At 62.3% G+C, this 21498-nt stretch carries 15 protein-coding genes; 6 read left to right on the forward strand and 9 right to left on the reverse strand.

What is annotated here, in order from left to right; all coding sequences use genetic code 11:
- Nucleotides 1-5 precede the first annotated feature (5 nt).
- The 3 genes from BFL28_RS04490 (at nucleotide 6) to BFL28_RS04500 (ending at nucleotide 2498) form a co-directional block, all read left to right on the forward strand.
- Complete coding sequence (locus BFL28_RS04490; protein WP_069319412.1) at nucleotides 6-866, forward strand: 2-dehydro-3-deoxygalactonokinase; 861 nt, start codon at nucleotides 6-8, stop codon at nucleotides 864-866.
- Nucleotides 863-1510: a 2-dehydro-3-deoxy-6-phosphogalactonate aldolase gene (locus BFL28_RS04495; protein WP_069319413.1), complete on the forward strand. Its 648-nt coding sequence runs from the start codon at nucleotides 863-865 to the stop codon at nucleotides 1508-1510. The genes BFL28_RS04490 and BFL28_RS04495 overlap by 4 nt, the downstream gene beginning before the upstream one ends.
- 115 nt (nucleotides 1511-1625) lie before the next feature.
- Complete coding sequence (locus BFL28_RS04500) at nucleotides 1626-2498, forward strand: aldose 1-epimerase (RefSeq protein ID WP_069319414.1); 873 nt, start codon at nucleotides 1626-1628, stop codon at nucleotides 2496-2498.
- Between the two features lie 55 nt (nucleotides 2499-2553).
- Here BFL28_RS04500 and BFL28_RS04505 read toward each other — a convergent pair whose 3' ends face one another.
- From BFL28_RS04505 to BFL28_RS04530, 6 genes are all read right to left on the reverse strand, one after another.
- On the reverse strand, nucleotides 2554-3252 hold the full coding sequence (locus BFL28_RS04505) for a SapC family protein (RefSeq protein ID WP_069319415.1): 699 nt from the start codon (nucleotides 3250-3252) through the stop codon (nucleotides 2554-2556).
- 10 nt (nucleotides 3253-3262) lie between these two features.
- Nucleotides 3263-4810, reverse strand: a complete 1548-nt coding sequence (locus BFL28_RS04510) for a tryptophan halogenase family protein (RefSeq protein WP_069319416.1) — start codon at nucleotides 4808-4810, stop codon at nucleotides 3263-3265.
- A gap of 348 nt (nucleotides 4811-5158) precedes the next feature.
- Entirely contained in the window at nucleotides 5159-5764 is a 606-nt protein-coding gene (locus BFL28_RS04515; protein ID WP_069319417.1) for a GntR family transcriptional regulator, read from the reverse strand.
- 105 nt (nucleotides 5765-5869) lie between these two features.
- On the reverse strand, nucleotides 5870-6646 hold the full coding sequence (locus BFL28_RS04520) for an SDR family oxidoreductase (RefSeq protein WP_069319418.1): 777 nt from the start codon (nucleotides 6644-6646) through the stop codon (nucleotides 5870-5872).
- A complete protein-coding gene (locus BFL28_RS04525; protein WP_206599070.1) occupies nucleotides 6643-8274 on the reverse strand; it encodes an MFS transporter in 1632 nt (543 codons plus the stop codon). Before BFL28_RS04525 ends, BFL28_RS04520 begins: the two co-directional genes overlap by 4 nt.
- A 1-nt stretch (nucleotide 8275) precedes the next feature.
- Entirely contained in the window at nucleotides 8276-10522 is a 2247-nt protein-coding gene (locus tag BFL28_RS04530) for a hypothetical protein (RefSeq protein WP_206599071.1), read from the reverse strand.
- Nucleotides 10523-10725: 203 nt separating this feature from the next.
- Here BFL28_RS04530 and BFL28_RS04535 point away from each other — a divergent pair, with 203 nt between their 5' ends.
- The 3 genes from BFL28_RS04535 to BFL28_RS04545 are packed head-to-tail and all read left to right on the forward strand — an operon-like array spanning nucleotide 10726 to nucleotide 13675.
- Complete coding sequence (locus BFL28_RS04535) at nucleotides 10726-11880, forward strand: mandelate racemase/muconate lactonizing enzyme family protein (RefSeq protein ID WP_206599072.1); 1155 nt, start codon at nucleotides 10726-10728, stop codon at nucleotides 11878-11880.
- Between the two features lie 5 nt (nucleotides 11881-11885).
- Nucleotides 11886-12911, forward strand: a complete 1026-nt coding sequence (locus BFL28_RS04540) for a zinc-dependent alcohol dehydrogenase (protein WP_069319419.1) — start codon at nucleotides 11886-11888, stop codon at nucleotides 12909-12911.
- Nucleotides 12908-13675, forward strand: coding sequence for an SDR family NAD(P)-dependent oxidoreductase (locus tag BFL28_RS04545; RefSeq protein WP_069319420.1), 768 nt, complete (start codon nucleotides 12908-12910; stop codon nucleotides 13673-13675). The genes BFL28_RS04540 and BFL28_RS04545 overlap by 4 nt, the downstream gene beginning before the upstream one ends.
- Before the next feature lie 525 nt (nucleotides 13676-14200).
- On the opposite strand, the gene BFL28_RS04550 is transcribed toward BFL28_RS04545, so the two are convergent.
- From BFL28_RS04550 to BFL28_RS04560, 3 genes are all read right to left on the reverse strand, one after another.
- Nucleotides 14201-16114 carry a DUF5060 domain-containing protein gene (locus tag BFL28_RS04550; RefSeq protein ID WP_079246926.1) on the reverse strand — a complete coding sequence of 638 codons (1914 nt, stop codon included), beginning with the start codon at nucleotides 16112-16114 and terminating at the stop codon, nucleotides 14201-14203.
- A gap of 128 nt (nucleotides 16115-16242) precedes the next feature.
- Complete coding sequence (locus BFL28_RS04555) at nucleotides 16243-18960, reverse strand: TonB-dependent receptor (RefSeq protein WP_206599073.1); 2718 nt, start codon at nucleotides 18958-18960, stop codon at nucleotides 16243-16245.
- A gap of 384 nt (nucleotides 18961-19344) precedes the next feature.
- The gene (locus tag BFL28_RS04560) at nucleotides 19345-21237 is read right to left on the reverse strand and encodes a sulfatase-like hydrolase/transferase (RefSeq protein ID WP_069319423.1); all 1893 of its coding nucleotides are present in this window, start codon (nucleotides 21235-21237) and stop codon (nucleotides 19345-19347) included.
- Nucleotides 21238-21498 lie beyond the last annotated feature (261 nt).

Consider the following 21498-nt stretch of genomic DNA (forward strand, 5'->3'; position numbering starts at 1 on the left):
CAAAGATGGATCGGCTGATCGCCGTCGACTGGGGCACGACCAACCGACGCATCTATGTGATCGACGAGGGCGTCGTTACGCTTACTGAGCGCGACGCGCTGGGAATTCTCGCGGTTTCCCCTGCTGCCTATCCGGCGCTAATCGAGACGCTGCGAACGCGGCACGGCGATCATCCCGTGCTGCTGGCGGGCATGATCGGATCCAATCGGGGCTGGCGCGACGCGGGCTATGTCGAAGCCCCTTGCGGGATTCCCGAGCTGGCCGGTGCCCTTCGCGCTGCCGGGGACCGCATCTGGATCGTGCCCGGCGTGTCGTGGCAAGCGAATGGATGCGGGGACGTGATGCGCGGTGAGGAGGCGCAGCTGCTGGGCGCCATCGCCGCCGGGTTGGCGCCCGCACGCGCCTTGCTTTGTCAGCCTGGCACGCATTGCAAATGGGCAGAGATGAATGAGGGTCAGATCGCGCATTTCGTGACCTCGATGCCCGGTGAGCTGTTCGCTTTGCTGCGAAACCATTCCCTGCTCAGCGCGCAACTTACGGGCGACGTCACGGAAGGTGAGGCCTTTGCCGAGGGCGTCGAAGACGCCAGGTCGGGACATCTGCTCGCACGCTTGTTCGGCATCCGCGCCGCCGGCGTGCTCGGCCTGCGGAGCGACGCCGATGCTGCCTCCTATGCCAGCGGGCTGCTGATCGGCGCGGACTGCGCCGCCCATGCCGCCGGGCGGACCGTCCATCTGCTCGCCGATGAAAAGCTCGGGCCGCTCTATGCTCGCGCGATCGAACAATGCGGTGGCACAGTCGTCATGATCGACAGTCACGCTGCCTTTGCAGCTGGCGCAAATCGAATTTGGGAGTTGGCACGATGAGGCCTTTTGAAGCAGCATTTGAGCGCATGCCATTGATTGCGATCCTGCGCGGCGTCCAGCCCGAGGACGCGGTGGGGATCGGCGCGGCGCTGATCCATGCAGGCATCACGCTCATCGAAGTCCCGCTCAACTCGCCCCAGCCGTTCGACAGCATTGCGCGCCTGGCCCGGGAATTTGGATCGGACGCCGTCATCGGCGCCGGGACCGTCCTGTCGGTCGATGATGTTGCACGCCTTGCCAATGCGGGCGGGACCCTCGCGGTCAGCCCGAACATGAATCCCGCGGTGATCCAGGCATGCGTGGCGACTGGGATCGTCAGCCTGCCCGGCATCGCGACCGCAAGTGAAGCGTTCGCGGGGCTCGAGGCAGGAGCGGCGGCGCTCAAGCTGTTCCCCGCAGAAGGAAGCTCGCCCGCCTGGCTCAAGGCGCTGCGTGCAGTGCTGCCGTCAACCATACCCGTGCTGCCGGTGGGCGGCATTCAGCCCTATACCATGGATCCGTGGCTGCGCGCCGGGGCAAGCGGCTTTGGACTGGGGTCAGGTCTCTTTCAACCCGGACTGGCGCCAGAGGAGGTGGGCGCGCGCGCAGCCAATTATGTGGAGGCGATGAAGAACGCCACGGTCGCCGCGAATGCCTCGGTCTAGCCGACCAAGCCGACCAAGCGTGCTGCTACCGCCATCGCATCGGGGTGTTTTCGGCAGAGCAGCGCTACGCCACTCCCGTTCCCAGCCCCCTGCTTCGTACCTTTCTTAGGCATCGATGCCTAAGGCCCTTCGACTGAGCGCGGGCGAGTACCGAGCCGAGATTTACCCTGACAATGGCGGCAGCCTCGGCCGGCTGTTCTGGCGCGACGAAGCTCTGCTTCAATCGAGCGCCGACCCCCAGCGCCTGCGTGATCCGAGCAGCGTCGGGATGTTTCCCATGGTGCCATTTGGCGGGCGTGTCGCGGACGCGAAGTTCGACTGGCGCGGTAAATGTCACGCGCTTGCCGCCCACCCGGGAGAAAGTCATGCGGTCCATGGCAATGCCTGGATGGAGCAATGGACGGTTGAAGATGCGGGCCGAACACAGGCGAGGCTGACACTCGAATCCACTTGTGGACCGCTCGCATATCGCGCGGATCAGCACTTCAGTCTGGACACAGACGGTCTTCACGTGTTGCTTGGCGTGACCAGCCTCGCCGACATGCCCCTGCCGTTTGGGCTGGGCTTTCATCCATGGTTTCCACGCCGACCCGGCAACAGAATTCGCTTCAAAGCCCGACGCTTCTGGCTCGAGCGCCCTGGCGGTATTCCATCAGATCCCATTAGCTTGCCGCCTGAGCTCGACTTTGCCGCTGGTGCCGAGCTGCCCTCAACCTGGCGCAACAACATTTATGAAGACTGGTCAAGGGCGCTGCAGATCGATTACCCCGACCGCGGGTTTCACGTCGCATTGACTGCCTCGTCAAATCTCGACTGGCTGATGGTTTATGCCAATCCGGCGCTCGATTTCTTCTGTCTGGAGCCGCAATCACATCTCCCAGACGCGCACAATCGAGATGGAGTGCAGGATCGCTATGGGCTCGTCGAGCTTGACCCCGGCCAATGCATCTCCGGCAGAATTTCAATCCGCGCTGGCGAACTCGCTTAATAGGCCTCGCAGCATCAGGTGCAAAACGCGCGCGAACCTCCAACGCTGCAAGTTCTCAATCAGCCTGATAATCACTGCTGAGGCGAGAGAGATTGCCGCATGAGGCGATCAGCAGATGGGCGCCGAACAGATGCCCTGCCCCATGCAGCTGCTCCAGCCGCTCGCCGCGCAACGAGGCAAGCGCCGTGCGATCGACCTCGTACAGACCCGCCACGTCAAGCACCCTATCATCGGAGCATGCGCCAGCCAGCTCGGCCGGACGGATTAACCGTGCCTCGACCAGCGCGGTGATGAAGGCGGCCGTCGGCCGGGCGGCCTGCATGATCGCCACGAGCAGGTCCCTGGCGCGAGCGAGCGCCGCAGTCCCCTCACCTGCATCGTCGAACAGCCGCTCGCCTTCGTTTTGGCTGACCCGACTGCTGTCAAGGTCGATCGCAACTGCGCCCTCCCCCTCCGCCCGTTCGGCGACAAGGAAGGGCTGCCGGCGAATATGAAGCGGGACATAGCGTGTTCGCCAGCGGTCACCCCGGAGAAACGCATTATGGCCGGCCGAGCGGCCGAGCAACGCGCACAGGCCGAACTGGCCGGTCCCCGGATCCTTGACCAGGAATACCGGAAACTCGACCACTGCCTGTCGCAGTTCATTTGCCGTCAGTGGGACGAGGGGAACATCTTCGCCGAACTGCGCGCCATGCCCCTGCCTTATGCGCAGGCCGCGATGTTCCGCCGGATCCAGGATTGCGATGTTGGACACGGATATCCCTTCAGACTGGTTGCAGGCCATAGCGCGCAATCCTGTCCAGCAGGTCGCGAGTGCTGGGCAGCCGCTGGATCATCGCCGCCGCCTCTTGCTTGTTATGCATGAAAAGCTGCTCGCCGTGGGCGCGCGCTTGCGACGACAGGCCGCGGGGCGGGACGCGCGTCTCGAAGCCCATTCCGTAAAGCACATATTGATAGCTCGCGGCCGGGAACACTTCGACGGCGCGGTCGAAATCGTCATGCCATGGCGGCTGCTCGCGCCACAGGGTCAGGAGTTCGGTCAAGCTTTCGGGAATCGACTCCGTCCTGCGATTGTCGGCCCAGAACGGCTCGGTACGCCGGCTCAACAGATAGTGGAGCTTCAGGAAATCGATGATCCGCGCCCAGCGATAGGCGAAGGTCGTGTTATAGCGTCGTGCAACCGGGTCCATCGCCGCGCGTGTTGCCGGCATCTGCTCGGCAATGAACTGCGCCGCGATCTCGACCAGCAGGATGGCCGAAGCCTCCAGCGGTTCCAGGAAGCCTGCCGACAGTCCCACCGCCACGCAGTTGCGCTCCCAAAAACGCGTGCGATGACCGGCCTGGAACTCGATCTTGCGCATCGGCAGCGCCTCGGCATCGCCGCCGATCGAATGGACATAAGCGCGCAGGTCTGCGCGCGCTGCATCATCATCGATATGCGCGCTGCTGTAGACATGACCGACGCCACGTCGGCTCTGCAGTCCGATATCCCAGATCCAGCCCGCCCGTTGCGCGGTCGAGAGCGTATGCGGCAGAATGGGGCTATCGGCGGCCGGATAAGGCACCTGCACCGCCAGCGCGCGATCGGCGAACAGGACTTGCGTCCAGGGTATGAAGCCGACGCCGAAGTGCTCGCCCAGCAACAATGCACGAAATCCGGTGCAGTCGATAAACAGGTCGCCCGAGATCTCGCCGGCCTGCATTGTCAGGACGGCGGCAATATCTCCATTCTCCGCCGACCGGATCCCCGTGACATCGGCGGCGACATGGCGGACGCCAAGAACGCGCGTGCAGTGCTCCTGAAGAAACCGCGAGAACGCCCCGGCGTCGAGATGATAGGCATAGTTCGCCACCGCATCATATTCGGCGGTCGTGATCGCTTTGGGTGCACGTCCCGCTTCGCACAACGCTTCTTGCGGGCAAACCGCGGCGGCGAAAGAGCCATCGGAAACGCCCGCCAGCCATTGCCTGGCCATGTTGGTCTCGAAATAGCCCTGCGGCAGCACCAGCGGGTGGTAATAGGCGTCGCCCTGCGAGCCATCGACCCATCCGACAAATTGCGCCCCTTGCTTGAACGAGGCACTACACTGGTTGAGGAAATCGGTCTCGCGGATGCCCATGCGTTTGAGCGTTCGCCGCATCGTCGGCCAAGTTCCCTCTCCCACGCCGATAATCGGGACATTGGGCGATTCAACCAGGGTGATCTCAAGCGGGCGTTCATCGCTCTCGCGCGTCGCTGCAGCCAGGGTTCCGGCAGTCAGCCACCCGGCCGTACCGCCACCGACGATAACGATCCTCGTCACTGGTTCCATCGCAGCCGCCCCGCCCTGGATTCAAGAAAATGGGCCGGCGCAATGCCGGCCCAGTACGAGGCTACCAGCTGGAGGGGACCGGCTTGGCCTGTGATCTTGGCAACCCGGCGGAACTCAAGGCAGCATTCCGGTCGAGCGGTGATGGATCGTTTGAACACGCGACAGGACAGTTGCGTCATCATCGTAGATTGTCAACACATGACGGCCGCAAGTTCGAATCAGTCGGTGGGTAAGACCGGGATGATAGGCTTGCGGCGATCGCTCTGAGGTGCCGCTCTTGAGTGTGCCCCGAACGGCCAGCGGTCCGTGATCGACCGGCGCTGACTGGCTGGTGACACGCGGCAGGGACTAACGCACATTGGTCTTCAATGCGGTGACGGCCGCCGCACCATTTCCGGCGCCGATCGCGGCGACGATCTGCTCGTGCTCTACGATCGCCTGATCCGGCGAGGCCAATCGGCGATAGTTCATCCGCATCCGCATGATGATCGGTTGCCACAGATTCACGAGGTCGTCGCCCCCCGCTTCGTGGACGATCAGACGATGGAAGGCGATGTCGGCTTTCGCGACCTCGGCGAAATTGCCGGCACGCAGCTGCATGGACAGGTCGTGCAGCGCCTCGCCGAGCCGTTGCAGAAACTCGCCTGAGGGATTCTGGGCGACTCGCTGCAGGGCGTAGGTTTCGATGTCGAGCCGTAGCTTGACCAGCATCGTCTGCACCTCGGGCGCGGCGACATCGTTGACCCGGGTGTCGCGGTTCGCCCGGGTGACCAGCAGTCCTTCCTTTGAAAGCTCGAGCAGAACGTCCCGGATCGGACCGCGCGATACGCCAAAGCGCTGGGCGAGCGCTTCCTCGGTCACCTTCTGGTTCGGCGCCAATGCTCCGGCGACAATATCGGCTCGCAAGCGATCGGCGATCTGCTGTCGAATGCCAATGACTTCCATTTGCCCCATTCAGTCCTCCCTGGCGGACAATGCCCGGCCTCAAGGCCGATCGCGCTGTCCGGCAATGTCCATTCGATGCGCACGCCGCTGTCGGCGATGCGCGTGGGTCGGATCCTATTTCAGCTGGTCGTCCCGACACAGCTGCACGGCCAGCCCATGGTCGGCGACCAGGTCTGCGCCGGTAATGGCTGCGGCGGCATCGGAAATGAGAAACGCGGCGACATTGCCGATCTCCTCGATCGTGGCGAAGCGGTGATCGGCGTGCATCGCGTTGAATCCGCGCTCGAGTTCGGGCGCATCGTCTATGACCTTCTGCACTGCTTCTGTCCGGGTAAGGCCGGGGCTCAGCGTGTTCACCCTGATGCCGCGCTGGCCCAGGCTCCAGCACATCGCACGAGTCATCGCGGCGATGCCGCCCTTGGTGGCTGCGTACATCTCATAGCCCGCGACGCTCGCGACCGAATGGTTCGATGAGATGTTGAGGATGGCGGAACCGGCCGGCATGACGGGGGCCAGCGCCTGGGTCAGCAGGAAGATCGAACGCACATTGGTCGCCCATAGCCGGTCGAGATCCTCGATCGGAAAGCTCAGCAGATCTCCTTCGATCGTCACGCCGGCATTGTTGATCAAGGCGTCGACCCGGCCGTAACGCTGTCGAGCTTCGCCGGCGAAGGCGGCGATGCTTGCCGGATCGGCGACGTCCAGTTGCATGAATGCAGCATCCCCGCCGCGCCCGGCAAGCTCGGCCGCCTTCTCGTCGCCATTGGCGCTGCGTTGGCCAAAGAAGACGGTCGCACCCTGCGCGCAGCAGGCCTGTGCGATGCCCCAGCCGATGCCAGCGCCGCCGCCGGTCAGAACGACGACCTTGTCCTTGAGTGCAGTGGCGGTCACGCGGGCTCCTTCTTCATGGCTAGGGTCGCAGCAATCTCCTCGATCGATCGGCCCTTGGTTTCGGGCAGCATGCGCCACAGCACGACGAAACCGATCGTCACGCACAGCGCATAGGTGCCGAAAACCGACGCAGCGCCGAAACTGACCAGCTGCCAGGGGAAAAGCTGCTGTACGAAATAATTGATCAGCGCGGTCAACAGCGCGCAGGCAGGGATGGCCACACCCCGCACTCCTGTCGGGAAGATTTCCGCCAGGATAACCCACATGATCGGGCCGATCGAAAATTGGAAGGCGGCGACGAACGCCGCAATGCCAATCAGCACGGCCCACAGATTGATCGAGGTGGCAGCCTTTAGCAGTTCCGCTTCATGACGCTCTGCCACGTCGCGTCCGATTGCGCCGTTCAGCGCCTGCTTGAACGCGACATCATTGTCGAACGTGACCCCCACGACCGGCGCGAGCGACGCGCGCTCGATCTCCACCGGCAGCGCTGCAATGCGCGGCGCCTCCAGCCGATAGGTCGCCGTCGCGAAGGAAAGCGAGCAAGCAAGCAGGCTGACCGCAGCGACCGCCAGCCCGCCCAGCAATATCGTTCGCCGTCCGATGCGGTCGATGAACACCAGCGCGAGCGAGGTGGCGATGATACTGAACACGCCGTTCACGACCGGGACCAGGAACGAAGCGTCCGCGCCCACGCCCGATTGCTCGATCACATAAGGCGCATAGAACATGATGGCGTTGATTCCGGTCGTCGGCTGGACCGACGCGATGACCAGGCCGATGATTGTCGCACGAATGATCGTGGGCGAAAACATCCGCGCCAGACTCTGCCAAGTGCCTTCGCTGCGCCCGGAATTTCCGGCGCGTTCAGCCTTAACCATTGCCTCGATTTCGGCCACTGAGCGTTCCACCTCGCCTGCAGGGGCGAGTTGACGCATTACAGCAGCGGCCTCTTCTCGCCTGCCCTTGAGCAACAGCCATCGCGGGCTTTCCGGGATCTTCAGCAGGAACAGGATCCACAGGATTGATGGCGGGATCTGTACCGCCAACATCCATTGCCAGGTGTAGCGATCCATGCCGGTGGCGGCCGCGATCGGCGCCCCGTCCGCGACCCAGCCCTGGATGAAATAATTGGCCAGGTAAGCTGCGAACAGGCCGACCACGATGTTGAGCTGGTTCACCGCGACCAGCAATCCCCGCTTCGCAGGCGGCGCAATCTCGCCGACATACATTGAGGAAACCGACAGCGATGCGAAGGCCAGGCCGCCAAGGAAGCGAAATGCGACGAGCTGCCACAATGTCTGCGAGAACACCGCGCCGACCGCCGAGATCAGGTAGAGCCAGCCGATAATCAGCAAGGTCGTGCGCCGGCCCAGCCGATCGCAGACGAACCCCGTCACCATCAGAGCGAAGACGACGCCGAGCCCCGGCGCGCTCACCGCATAGCCGAAGCCGATGGCATCCGCGCCCAGATCGCGCATGACATAGGCCTTGGTGCCCGATACCAGCGCAGCGTCGAGGCCGAAGACGAACCCGCCGAAGCACACCATGATGGCAAGCAGCAGCGCGCGACGATTGGTGTCGACGCCGCCCATCTGGGTGGGCGCCGTTGCGATCGGTCCAGCCATGTCAGTTCCCGTACCGGCGACGATAAAGATCGTAGTTGAAGCGCTTTCCGGCAGCGACCAGCTCCGGATACGGCATGTCGGTGTTGCTTACCCAGCCGACATTGTAATTCTCACCGTCATAGGCGCGCCCGGTCACTGGATCATCGACATATTGAAACCAGTGTGCGCCGACCATCATCGGATTGGCGAGGATCGAGTTCATGTACTGCTCATAGATGCGGCCGCGATCGGTTTGATCCGTCGCAATCACCAGGCCAGGGTGATAGAGGCCAGTGTCCGACGTCGAGCCGATATGGAATTCGCCGATGATCGTGGGCCGGTCGACCTTCTTGAGGAACCCCCAGGTATCCTCGTGGAAATCCTCGCGATAGACGTTGTAGCTCAACACGTCGGAATATTTGATCGCCGCCTGGGTCACTTCCTCGGGCATGCCCCACTCCGCCATACGAACGCCCATGTACATATGGTTGGGCATGACTCGCTTGATTTCATCGCGAACCGTCCGGAAGTAGGTGTCGGCATAGTCCGCGAACAGCCGCGCCAGGTCGGGCACCGCCGCTTCCACGTCCGGGAGGGACGCGCCCGCGCCGAACGCATCCCAGGATGCATATTGGCTCTTCCATGCCGCGTTGAGCGCAGCGATGGTCGGGTATCGGCCGCGCAGCATCTCCACGAAACGCGCCTTGGCCGGGCTGTCGGCAGCAGATTTGGCGAGCGCGTTGATCACGGCTGCATAGCGATTACGATTCGTGTCGACCCGGCCCCAGCTCTTTTCATTGTCGACGAACACACCGACGCACCAGGGCGAACCCTTCACCTCGCGTGCGATCTGTTCGATCGTCAGACGCGCCCGGCGCTTGAACTCGGGATCATACACGTCGGGCAGCGGCGACCAGTAATCGAAGCCCGATGACAATGTCTTGAAGTCGCCGATGATCCAGCCATTGGCGAAATAGGGCATTTTCTGGTTATCGTAGTACATCGGGTCGATCCAGTTCCCGAAGGAGGTCATGCCCCAGTCCTTCATACGATCCAGCGTCACCTGCCGCCACTTGGCCATGTAGTTATCGCCGTAACGGCGCTCGAGATTAGCGCCGTAGAAGCTGTAGATCTCCCCATGCTTCAGCGCGCCCTGATGGAAGGTGCGCCGATACCCGTAGTGCTTGCCAAGCGGCTCGTCATAGGACGGCAACCACTGGAACATTTGCCGGCGGATCGGGGACGCAAGGAACCGCGTGCCGCGAACCTCCGGCGCGACCGGCGCGAAGTCGCGCGAGTCCTCGGGCGTCAGCTCCTCCGGATCGATCTTGCGCACCGACGAGTCCACGAAGTCATAGCCCGTCACCGTCTCGAGATTCGCCATACGAACATTGGCGATGCCGCTCGAGAAGAACAGGTGGCCCTCGGGATCGACCAGCCACCATTTGCCGTCGACCTTCTCGGTGCGGAAGTAGCCGGTGCCGCGCACCTTGGGTCCGCTTGCCCAGCCGCCGAAACGCGATCGATCCGGCGGCCCGTTCGACGCCGCGAGCTGCGCCAGTTCCTTTTGCGCCGCGGCCTTCAGCTCCGCTTCGGAATGGATCTTGATTGGGTATTCCACCTTCGCCGCCTGGCCAAACGGGTCGACGATATCGGTAATGAAGAACGGATCGGTCGGTGGATTGCGGCGGAGGCGGAAATTATCGAAGATAAGGCTGCGAGGCGTCGTCATCGCCTGGGTGCGGATAGTGATGCTGACGATGCGCGACAGGTCGATTTTCTTGCTGCCCGTCCGCCAGAACAATTTCGTCTCATCGCTGGCCCAGCCCGGCGGGACTTCGCGCATCCCACTCTGCACCATCGCTTCGAAGCCCGACAGAACGGCATAGGCGGTCACTGACTTGCCTGCTGGCACCACCGCCATGGTGGTCTGAGACGCGCCGTTCGCATCGGTGATGATCAGAAAAATCTGGGTTGAGATTTTCGCCGGGTTCGCGATGTCGAACGCAAGGTTCACATCGCCCTTCCCGGTAAAATCCCAGGGCGTGGCGGGCTTGAGGACCACATCGTCCTCAGCGCGGGGCTGGAAATCGACTCTGAGGCTTTTGCCGGGCCCGTTGGTGGCCGGGACGATTCGCGCCGAGGCATTCTCGGTTTGTGGCGCGATGCTGCGCGACGATTCGAAATCCTCGATCGTCCGGATCACGGTGTCCTGCGCCAGCGCGGACTGCGCCAGCACGGCAATCGCGCCCGATGCGAACAGCATCATCCTAATCGCTTGACCGCGCATATCTCTCCCCTTCGGCATTAGCTTTGCCAGCTTTTCGCCGCGCTTGCCCGTCATGTCAATTGTCTACAATGGTTTATAGCGCCAACGGATCGCTGCCGGTTCTGCAGCGGCTTGCTAAGCCACTGACAACCTGCCTACTGTCGACAATTGACAGAACGGTCGACAATTGACAATTGGGGAGGATGGCAGGGGTGACGAGCGCGGGCGCCGCGATGGGCGGTGATCAGGTGGTGGCAGCTGGCGAGGCGGCGCGCATCGTGGCGGTGGAGGCGGTGCTGTACCGTGTGCCGCTGGCCGAGGCGCTGGTCGATGCCGGGCACGGCCTGCACACGCATTTCGAGCTTGTGACCTGTCGCATCGTCTGTGCCGACGGGGTCGAGGGTGTCGGCTACACCTATACCGGCGGCACCGGGGGCGGCGCGATCCGCGCGCTGCTGCGCGAGGATATCGCCCCGCTGCTCAAGGGCGCCGATGCGCATGATGTCGAGGCGCTGGCCGCGCGCATGCGCGCCACGCTACACTATCTCGGTGTTGGCGGCATCTGCGGCTTCGCCATCGCCGCCGCCGACATCGCGTTGTGGGACATTCGCTGCAAGCGGCTCGGCAAGCCGCTCTGGCAGGTCGCCGGCGGCACCGATCCTGCCGTCCGCTGCTATCGCGGCCTCATCGACCTTGGCTATTCCGACGACCAGCTGCTCGAGCGCGTCGCCGCCGAGTTCGCCGCCGGCCATACCGGCATCAAGCTCAAGGTCGGCCGCCCCGACATCGCCACCGACATCCGTCGCGTGCGCGCCGTGCGCGAACTGATCGGCACCGATCGCGCGCTCATGGCCGACGCCAACTATAGCTGGGACGCCCCCGCCGCCATCGCCTTTGCCCGCGGCGTCGAAGACATGAACCTGGCCTGGTTCGAGGAACCCGTCGCCCATGACGACCTCGACGCCTATGCCAGCGTCGCCGCCGCCACCGCCATCCCGCTGGCCTCCGGCGAAAACCTGCGCACCCCGGCCGAGTTCGGCCAGGCCATCGCTCATCACGCCATCGCCGTCCTCCAGCCCGACGCCTCCAATATCGGCGGCATCACCCCTTGGCTCGACGTCGCCCGCCGCGCCGCAGCCGCCGGCAAACCCGTCGCATCGCACGGCATGCACGAACTCCACGTCTCCCTCATGGCCGCCATCCCCAATGCCGCCACCCTCGAAATCCACTCCTTCCCCATCGACGCCTACACCACCAACCCCACCACCGTCACAAACGGCAAAACCGCCGCTCCCAACACCACAGGATCAGGCGTCAGCTTCAATACCCAACGCCTCAAACCACATAAAATCGGATAAGCGTCATGCCTCTCAAAAGTGCTGTCTATGTTGAAAAGGGCCGATTCGAACTTGCCGAGGGCAAGCGCCTCGAGCCGCAGGCCGGTGAAGTCACCATCCGCGTCGGCTATGTCGGTCTGTGTGGCACCGACCTTCACGTCTATCACGGAAACATGGACCATCGCGTCTGCCCGCCGGGCGTGATCGGACACGAGATGTCGGGCGTTATCGAAGCCGTAGCCAATGATGTCGAGGGCTTTGCCGCCGGTGAGCGCGTCGTGGTTCGCCCGCTCGACTATTGCGGCGATTGCCCGGCGTGCTCGGCGGGTCATTCGCACATCTGCCACAACCTTAAATTCATGGGCATCGACACCGCCGGTGCCCTGCAATCCTACTGGACGGTGAAGGCGCGCACGCTGCACAAGCTTCCCGCGAATGTCGATCTGCGCCGCGGCGCGCTGGTCGAGCCGCTGGCGGTGGCCTGTCACGATGTCGCGCGTGCGCGCGTCGCGGCAGGCGAGAAGGTCGTGGTTCTGGGCGGCGGGCCTATCGGCCAGTTGATTGCACTGGTTGCGCGCGCACGGGGCGCCGACGTGCTGATATCGGAACCGACCGCCGTGCGGCGGGCCTATGCCGCCAATGCGGGCTTCGCGACCTTCGACCCTGCTACAGGCGACCTTGCCGCGCATGTGATGGACTGGACCGGGACCAAGGGCGCTGACGTTGTTTTCGAGGTCGCGGGTGTTCAAGCCACCGTCAGCGCCATGACCGATATCGCCGCCGTGCGCGGCCGCATCTGCATGGTCGCTATCCATTCAACCAAGCCGCAGGTGGATCTGTTCCGCTTCTTCTGGCGCGAGCTCGAACTGGTGGGCGCCCGTGTGTACGAGGCAGTCGATTTCGATGCCGCAATTGCCCTGATCGCCAGCGGCCAGGTCGATGTCGATGCGCTGATCACATCGGTCCATCCGATCGACCAGGTTCAGGCCGCGTTCGAAACGCTCGACAGCCCCGATCCAGGTATGAAAACATTGCTGGAGTGCGAGGCATGAGCGCCGCTGAACTATTCGACCTGACTGGCCAAGTGGCACTGGTAACCGGTTGCCGCCGCGGCATCGGCATGGCCATGGCCCTGGCGCTTGCCGAAGCAGGAGCGGATATCATCGGCGTATCGGCTTCGCTCGAGCCGGGGGACGAGGTGGCACGCGCAATTCGCGCGGCCGGCCGTGACTTCCAAGGCTATCGCTGCGATTTCGCCGATCGGGCCGCACTCAAGTCGACGATCGCAGCGATCGTGTCGGACCATCCACGCATCGACATATTGGTCAACAATGCCGGCACGATCCTGCGAGCCCCAGCCGCCGAACATCCAGACGAGTTTTGGGACAAGGTGATCGAGGTCAATTTGTCAGCGCAGTTCCTGCTCACGCGTGAGATCGGTCGCGGCATGGTCGAGCGCGGCCATGGCAAGGTCATCTTCACGGCATCGCTGCTGTCATATCAAGGCGGGATAACAGTGCCCGGCTACGCGGCCAGCAAGGGCGGCGTTAAACAGCTGACGATGGCTTTCGCGAATGAATGGGCTTCAAAGGGCGTGAACGTCAACGCGATTGCCCCGGGCTATATCTCGACCGATAATACCGAGGCATTGAGAAACGATCCGGAACGCGCGCAATCGATCCTTTCACGGATACCGGCGGGACGATGGGGCGAGCCCCAGGACTTCAAGGGCCCGACCCTCTTCCTCGCCTCGCGCGCATCCGACTATGTGCACGGCGCGACGCTGCTGGTCGACGGCGGGTGGATGGGCCGCTGATCGAAAGCGCCGCACGGGCCGCGCCACCGCGAGGTTGGTCGCGGCCTCCCCAACTCGAGGAAGCGCTGGCTCGTACAAGCTCTCCTGCGGACATGAAGTGACGCGCCCGTGGAAACGTGGGGCGATCCTATCCCCGCAATGCGGTCCTCCAGCGCCCCATCGGGATTTGGTTGGTCTATCTGATCAAGGCGGGCACGCCCGGACGCGCGTCATCGACGTCTCGACCTGCCGCACGGCACAGCTCAGTCTTGGGATAGCTCCTGTCGCACCGTCGAATTTGGCGCCGAACCCCGTCCGGGCCTCGAAGTCGCTGCCGACGCGGATCAGGCTGGACGAAGAAGATGGCGCTGCGGATCAATTTAAACGCGGTCCCACGGATGCGAACTCCAGTCCGAGACTTGATCACCAACGCGGTATTGCTCCGGCCAAACTATCAACCAGCTCCGCAGTTGCACCGCCGATGGCGGGCATTGCCAGTGACGTGGCAGTGGCCGTCAATGCCACCCACGTCAGATATGCGGCCCGTCACCGCTCCTTCACGCGCTCAATCAGCAAAACCCAGTCCTTGCCGCCGTCTCCGGGCGCGGGGCCGGTGACCAGCAAATCACGATTTGTCTGATGCTCGGAGCGCGCCTCGGTCGCCTTTTCGATTGATTTGACCATCCCGCCCGTGGTCGGGTCGAACCAGGAGATGCGATATGTCGCATTGTCCACCATGGCGCGCTCCCGGATCGATTTGCCATCATGGGCATAGACGATCATCTTCTCGCCCGGCTCGCCGAACCAGAATGGCTGGCGGGTTCCAGACTGGGTATTGAGCGGTTCCATCGCAAGCACGTCGTTGCCGACGTGCTTGCGAAAGAAGTCCAGCGCGATCTTCGCGTCGTGCCACTTGGTCGCACGCGTGCGGTGGTCCTCGCACAGCAGGTCGCTGCAGCCGCTGGCATAACCGTAATAATATTCGACGCCGTAACCACCGCCGGTCAGTGTTGCCCATAGGACCTGTCCACGCACGGCACGGCGATCGTCATCGAACTTGCGCGGTCCGGTAAGCTTGCCGATGGGATAGTCGGCGTCGATCGGGATGCCGGCATCTCCGCCGCCCTGTTCATCACTGGCGATCACCCATGGGCGCCCCGCCGCGCTTGATCGCAGCGCCCATTCGGCAATCTCTGGCCTCACGTCGGAAAAGTCGGCGAACTGACCTTGCATGGAGATGCCGGTCACCGCTGAACGCTCGCCGAGCAGCGGAAAATACCGGACCTTACGGCCAGGATAGCTGTGGCTGACCCGCAGATGCTGATAGGGATCGAGTTCGGCGATCTTGGCCATCGCGGCGATCTCCTGCGGGGCGGTCTGCGTATTCTCCTCACCGGCATTCCAGTTCAGCGCCAGGAAGTGACCATAGCGGGCGATCATTTGCCGCAGATATGCGACCCGTTCGATGCCCGTATCGCCGCCGTCCATGAAATCGTCGTTCTCAAGCTCCTGAAGCTTGAAATGAAGGAACATCCCACGATCGTTGGCATAGCTGAACACCCTGCCCCATTGATCAAGCTTCGACACGTCGAAACGCAGATGTTCGACGCCCTCGTCCCATTGTTGGCGCGGACCAAGCTCGTTGTATTCGGCGATCGACACCTTCATCCGGTGCGGAAAAACATTCTGGTCGTCGCCGCCCAGGCTGAACGTCAAGAAGGAGAACGCATTCATTCCCTGATCGGCGAGGTATGCAACCGCGCCGAGCAGGTTGCGGCCCTTGCCGTTCCAGCCATATTTAACGATGTCGACACCGGCACCGTCATTGGCATGCGGCGCCCAGCGCTTGCGCATGTTCTGGCGGTTGGGCGTGGCGTCGAAATCGCCGTAGGCCAATGCGTTCTCCGGCGCATCAGTGCCGGCTTTGAAAAACACTTCGCCGGTGGCCGAATATCGCAGATAACGTTGTCCTGTATAGAGGAGGCGGCCGCGGTCGCGCGGATCGACCGACCCGGGAACCGTGGGGGCGATGGCGATCGTGCCGCTTTCGCCATCCAACGTACCTATGGAATCTCCTGCCCCGCCCAGGATGATGTTGGCGCCACGGCGAAACACAATCTTGTAGCGCCAGTCGCCCGAAACGTCGGGGGTAAAGTGCACCCGCCACACGTCCCCACTCTCGCAAGATGTCAGGGCCGCCTTGCCGCAGGCTGCGAAATAGCCGGGCACGCGATAGCGCCGGCTGCCATTGCTGAATTCGACATCAAGTCGATAGTCTGTAAACGGGTTCGGCGTCGCCGTTTCTGCCGATCTTGGGCCCTTGAAGTCCAGCGTTACGGTCCGCCAGACCTGTCGCTCCCCGCTCAGCTTGGGCGTGGCGGTTGCCGGCGACACCCTCGCGGCGGCGCTGGCTGCGCCCCCCAACCAACGCGCCTTCCATCGTCCTGGCGCGTGACGCATTATTCTCGCTCCATCCACACCGGCGTAGAGCGCCGGCCACTCGACGAACACGGCGCTGGCGCAGCGCAAGAAGGGGGCGGAAATGGCCTTCGCCACCCCGCCCCCTCGAAATATCTGACGCGACTTCGTCAGAACTTCGCGCGCACGCCCAGCGAGTAGCGAGCACCATAGGTTTCGTAATCGATCAGCTGCTCCTTGAAGCGGCCATGGCGTCGGGTCGATTCGTTGGTGATGTTGAGGCCCTCGGCGAACACCGTCAGATTGTCCGTGACGTCGTAGCTCGCGCTGACATCGAACTGGCCATAGGCTTCGGTGAATACCGGCTCGCCCGCTCCGGCAAATCCGAGCAAGAACTTGTCGCGCCAATTGTAGGACACGCGCGCCTGAAGCCCGTTCTTTTCATAGAAGACGACGGCATTGGCCGAGTTGCTGAGGCCGGTCAGCGCGAAGGTGCTGCCCGAGACGTCATAGACATCGTATGAGATGTTTCCATCGACCAGCGTCCCGTTCAGGATCACGCCGAAGCCGGTATCGCCGAACACATGCTGCACGGCCGCTTCGAGACCACGCACCGATGCATCGCGCAGGTTGCCGGTCGAGGAAATGTCGAAGGTGACGACCGGATCGCCAGGCTGCGAGACACAGGCCGGGTTCGGCGCGGACCCGTTCTCGGGGCATCCGGGCCGTGGATTCACGCTTGGGTCGGTGATGGGATTGCCAGCCGCGTTACTGATCGGCCCCGTAAGCCGAACCGCGCCGATGAAGTTGGACACCCACTTCTGGAAGGCGCCGACCGACACATAGCTGCCCGGGCGATAATACCATTCCAGCGAGAAATCCAGATTGTCCGACGCATAGGGTAGCAGACCGGGATTGCCCTGGCTCGCATTGAACGGACCCCCCGGACGCCCTGAAATGGTGGTACCGGGGAACATCGCTGAAATTGAACTGCGGGCGATGGTCTTGCTGAACGCGCCTCGCATCAGGAATTTGTCGAACGGCTCGTAACTGACCGCGAAGTTCGGCAGCCATTGCTCATAGTCAGAGGTAAGCGTCTGCGCCGCCACCGTGCCATCAAAGACGGGCTGCAGCCCCTGCGCGTTGAAGTAGCGGAAGCCGACCAAACCCTCGCGAACTGAAGAGCCTTCGACATTGGTCTTTTCATAGCGAAGTCCCGCATTGGCGCGGATCGGCCGGCCGCCAAGCTCACCCTTCATCGTCAGCGTGAAATAGCCGCCATAGGTTTCCTCCTGCACGCCGTTGAATTGCGGCGGCGTGATGGTGAAAAGATTCTGGGCACGAACAATGTCGAGAAAATCCTCAACTCGATAGATCGGAATCTTCGGGAAGACGTCAGGGTTGACCGAGTCTACGAACTGCAGGTCGAGATTGGTAATGGGCACGTTGACCAGCAAGAACGTCGCATTTGACGCCGTATCGACGGAGTATTTCGTATAATCTGATCCGACCTTGATGGTGATATTGTCGTTAGCCTTCCACTCGGCCGAGCCGCGCAGCTGCTTGATGTTGTTGTCCATCGAGTATCCGCGCTTCTGATACAGATCGGATCCGATGTTTGCCTTGTTGTAGGGATCCCCCCCCGGCAAGCGCGAAGCATCAAAGCTCGCCGCCGGAAGTCCATCGGTGAACTTGCCGTTCAATGTGACGAAGCTACCCGTGTTGAAGAGGTCTACGATGCTTTCGGACGTCTGGCCATCCGGGTTCGACTTCGACGTCGAATCATGCGCATCGAGTTCAAAGGTCAGGCTATCGCTGACTTCCCATTTCAGATTGACTCCGAGCGAGTCATTTTCACCCTTGTGGTAGAAATCCCACGCCCAATAGTTCAGCGTGTCATTGAACGTAGTGATATCGACCAGCGTGCCATTCTTGTCCGCGACACCACGATCGGGCGCGTCGAACCAATAGCTCATCCGATTCATCTGGGTCGTTTCCTTGAACCGCGACATGGTATAGTCGGCAGTCAGGGTGAGCCCATCGACCGGCTCGGCCTGCAGCGTCGCCTGCGCATTGAAGCGCTGGCGCTGCGTATCCCACAGATCCTGATCAATCGTGAAAGGGGCCCACCAGGACTTCGTCGGGTTGACGCTCGTGTCGATCGCGCTCGTATCGATCTGGACCGCGCGCCCCCCGGTGCGGTTGCGGCGCCAGCCGCCCGAGGTGCCGATCCGGTCCTTGTGCGAGTTGCGCTCCGAATAGGAACCAACAAGGAGGACGCCGATGCGGTTGTCGAGGAAGGTTCCACTCACCAGACCCGAGAGTTCGGGCGTAACTTTCGAATCCTTTTCGACGCTCGTGTCGTAGACCGCCTTGGCGCTCACGGCAGCGCGAAAGCCTGGCTGGTCGAACGGACGCGGGGTGCGAACGTTAATGGTGGCGCCAAGGCCTCCGGAATAGATGTCGGCCTGCCCCGTCTTGTACACCTCAACCGCCGCTACACCTTCGGAGCCAAGCTCACGAAAATTGAAGCTCCGCGAGACGCCTTCAGCCTGAAGCGAAGAGGAGTTCGGCATCTGACGGCCATTCAGCGTGACCAGGTTGAAGCTTGGCCCAAAACCACGAACGGTTACCTGGTTACCTTCGTTGTTCGATCGGTCGATCGATACGCCCGAGATGCGCTGAAGCGACTCGGCAAGGTTCGCGTCGGGAAACTTTCCAATGTCTTCCGCCGTGATCGCGTCCACCACACCGATCGCCTGACGCTTGATCTCAGCGGCACGGGCCAACGACTGACGGAACCCGGTGACGACAATTTCCGGCTCAACAACATCCGTATCAGCCTGACCTTCGCCTGCGGTCTGCGCACGCGCGGCGTGAATCGGCATGGTTACGGCCAGCGACAATCCGACTGACGCCAGCAATCGTACATGCAAGTTCCGCATGAAACCTCCCCTTCGGTTATATCTACCCTGCTACCGTTACCTTGCGACGGTCGATTGTCAACAGTCTACTTTCTATCAGGCTGCGGTGTCTCGGTGGCTATGATGAATTCTGAGACGGCCGTGAGCCGCAATTCCCTCGGCTGGCCGCCGAGCGGACGGAGGTGACGACAGGAGCGTGGATCAGTCAGCAGAACGCTAAGGCCAAGCGCTGCGCGGACATGCCGCCCGCAAGTCTCCGGTTCCTAGCGCGGGCCTTGCACGCCGACGCTGTCGACGCCCGAACGCCCGCCATAGCCTCGTCCACCACATTGGCAGGTCGGCCCGCCGTCAGCGGTTGGGCCCGGGCCGCGTGACGCGCGGCGAGTTGGGAAGCAGCGCTGGCGGAATAGCAATTCGCTTGTCATCTGCACCCCCAGCGAAGTTGCTGAGGTTATAGGCGTTCTCGCGGCCCCAGTCTGCTTCCACTCGCCCATCGCCTAGCACGATGTTGCCGAGCTTCTCGCGGAACCATTGCGCCAGATCGTCATAGTCCAACGTCGTGGCAAGGTTACGCCGCTCACCCGGATCGACGCGCAGATCGTACAGCGCCAAATCCGCCTTCTTTGGCGCCACATCCAGCGCCCAGGTGACATCCCGATTGAGGTTAGGACTCCTCCCTTCCGTTCGGAAATCCCGGGTGCGCATCGAGAAGGCGAAATCCTTCGTCCGCATATACGCCCGGTGACCGTTCACCAGGTTCATTTCGCCTAGGATATAGTCGCGCTTGAGCTTTGGATCGACGAGCGCACGGGCAAGGTCAAAACCGTCGAGATAGGCGAATTCAGGCTTTCCGACATCAACGCCTGCCGCCGCCATGATTGTCGGCGCGAAGTCGACATACTCGACGAATTCCCGGAACACCTTGCCGGCGGGGAACGCTGTTTTGTTGGAGGAAATGACGATCGCCGCGCCATGGATGGATTGGTCCCATGGACCGAATTTCCCCATGATCCCCTGCTCGCCAAGTTGCCAGCCATGATCGCCAATGGTGATGACAACCATATACTCGCGTCCATTGGACTTCGAATATTCGACGAACGAGTCGACTGCCTTGCCGATCAGCGTATCGCCATAGGCGGTGAACGCATAATAGTCTCGTACCGCCTGCAGCTTTTCGCTGTCGGTCAGTCTGTCAGACTTCGCTTCATTATAGGTCTCGACGAGCTGGGGAGGCAGCGCAGAGAGCTCGTCCGTATCGAATTCGGGTAGGCGATAATATTTGCTCTTGAACCGGTCCCTGAAGCTCTTGGGCGGAAGAACCGGCGTATGTGGGAAATGGAAACCCAGATTGACGAACAGCGGCTTCGTACGGTCCGCGCCCTGCAGCGTCGCACCCCAAGTCGACTTGTAGTCGCGGTTGGCGTTGGCAAGATAATTCTGAAACTCCTCCAAGATCCTGCCGTCGATCGTTCGGCCGGCGGGCATTGGATTGACGCCGCCCAAAATCAGGGAAGTATGGATCTGGGTGCGGGCGCGAAGGATGTCGAACTCCTTCTCCACCGCAGCCTTGGTCGCCTCCTCTGCGGCGCTCAGTTCGCGGTCGGCCCAAGAGATCTGATAGGTTTTCGTCCGTCCGTCGGGATAGAATACCGTCTCAGTTCCAGCGCGCCGCAGTAGCACCGAATCGGCCAGACCGTAGCTGCCCTCCGAAGTGAAGTCGCCAATGCCATTGCGCTGCATGTCGCGCGCGAAGTCGAGTTCGAGGTCATAAATCGGCTCCGACTTGTCCTTGGGCACAATAGAATAGTGCCGCTTGCCGATGACGGCCGTGCCATATCCGGCGCGCCGCACAGCCTGCGAGAAGGCCGGCCGCACGAAATCGGCGGTCTGATGCGTATTCTCCCAGCCATATTTGCCGTTGCGGAAGGGATAACGGCCAGTGAGCATCGAAGTGCGCGAGGGCCCACAGGTCGGTGCTTGATTGAACGCGTTCACGAACAGCACGCCTTGACGGGCCAGCCGATCCAGATTGGGCGATTCGACCGGACCCAGCCTGCTCTCGGCGCGTCCCGTCATCGCACGGTTGAAAGCTGCCACCGAATCAGGGCGCTGATCATCGGTCACAATCCACAATATGTCGGGCTGCGACTGCGGCAGGGTCTGCGCCCGGGCCGCGACGCCGGAAAATGAGACAATCAACGCCCCAAGCCAAACGCCGGCGAGCCGCCCCAAACCTCCCATATGATCTCTCCTGTCGCAGCGCGGGTTCGCATGCCAAGCGCGGGAATAAGCTCAGGCACGATATAGATTGTCAAGTGTCGACATTCTGCTACTTTACAGGGCCGATCGCCCACGATCATCGACACACGGTGCTCGATGCCAAATCAGCTCATCGACGTTTGAAACGGGGAAGAGGACGATGCATTGGTCGCGCTGGAGCATGTTCGACGCAGCTGGCAATATGATCGCTGCACTGACGATATTGGCCCGTGTCGTTCACGT

Origin of the sequence: Sphingomonas turrisvirgatae (assembly GCF_001721295.1) — a bacterium.
Classification (GTDB): Bacteria; Pseudomonadota; Alphaproteobacteria; order Sphingomonadales; family Sphingomonadaceae; genus Sphingomonas; species Sphingomonas turrisvirgatae.

Excerpts from the sequence above, each read along its gene's own strand:
- BFL28_RS04545 (WP_069319420.1), top strand. The coding sequence starts at position 12,908 with ATGAGCGCCGCTGAACTATTCGACCTGACTGGCCAAGTGGCACTGGTA.
- BFL28_RS04560 (WP_069319423.1), bottom strand. The coding sequence starts at position 21,237 with ATGGGAGGTTTGGGGCGGCTCGCCGGCGTTTGGCTTGGGGCGTTGATT.
- BFL28_RS04515 (WP_069319417.1), bottom strand. The coding sequence starts at position 5,764 with ATGGGGCAAATGGAAGTCATTGGCATTCGACAGCAGATCGCCGATCGC.
- BFL28_RS04510 (WP_069319416.1), bottom strand. The coding sequence starts at position 4,810 with ATGGAACCAGTGACGAGGATCGTTATCGTCGGTGGCGGTACGGCCGGG.
- BFL28_RS04530 (WP_206599071.1), bottom strand. The coding sequence starts at position 10,522 with ATGATGCTGTTCGCATCGGGCGCGATTGCCGTGCTGGCGCAGTCCGCG.
- BFL28_RS04490 (WP_069319412.1), top strand. The coding sequence starts at position 6 with ATGGATCGGCTGATCGCCGTCGACTGGGGCACGACCAACCGACGCATC.
- BFL28_RS04540 (WP_069319419.1), top strand. The coding sequence starts at position 11,886 with ATGCCTCTCAAAAGTGCTGTCTATGTTGAAAAGGGCCGATTCGAACTT.
- BFL28_RS04550 (WP_079246926.1), bottom strand. The coding sequence starts at position 16,114 with ATGCGTCACGCGCCAGGACGATGGAAGGCGCGTTGGTTGGGGGGCGCA.
- BFL28_RS04535 (WP_206599072.1), top strand. The coding sequence starts at position 10,726 with ATGGCAGGGGTGACGAGCGCGGGCGCCGCGATGGGCGGTGATCAGGTG.
- BFL28_RS04495 (WP_069319413.1), top strand. The coding sequence starts at position 863 with ATGAGGCCTTTTGAAGCAGCATTTGAGCGCATGCCATTGATTGCGATC.
- BFL28_RS04525 (WP_206599070.1), bottom strand. The coding sequence starts at position 8,274 with ATGGCTGGACCGATCGCAACGGCGCCCACCCAGATGGGCGGCGTCGAC.
- BFL28_RS04500 (WP_069319414.1), top strand. The coding sequence starts at position 1,626 with ATGCCTAAGGCCCTTCGACTGAGCGCGGGCGAGTACCGAGCCGAGATT.
- BFL28_RS04555 (WP_206599073.1), bottom strand. The coding sequence starts at position 18,960 with ATGCCGATTCACGCCGCGCGTGCGCAGACCGCAGGCGAAGGTCAGGCT.